Raw genomic sequence first — 272 nt, forward strand, 5'->3', positions numbered from 1 at the left:
TCATATCTGAGACACTATCGAATAAAATAAAAGGTCGCTTGGGACACGCAATAACTAAGCTACCCGCAGAATTTTATGTTTACGATGAAACGGGTGCACTCAAGGCATCTTCCAATGACAATAAACTTATTTCGCTACCTGATGTCACTCCTTTAAGTTTAACAAAAGACCAGCAAAGCCTGATTGCCTCTATTGGAAACATTGAGGTATCAAACCAAACCAATTGGCCTCCTCTAGATTTTGCTGTGCGCGGAAAACCCGCAGGATATTTC

The 272-nt window shown here is 41.2% G+C and carries 1 protein-coding gene; it reads left to right on the forward strand.

Going from position 1 to position 272, the window contains the following annotated elements:
• A partial coding sequence (locus tag AB4585_RS22645; RefSeq protein ID WP_372171061.1) for a hypothetical protein occupies window positions 1-272 on the forward strand: 272 nt, incomplete at both ends.

This window comes from Vibrio sp. 10N.222.49.C9 (assembly GCF_041474985.1).
In the GTDB taxonomy this organism is placed as follows: Bacteria; Pseudomonadota; Gammaproteobacteria; order Enterobacterales; family Vibrionaceae; genus Vibrio; species Vibrio crassostreae_C.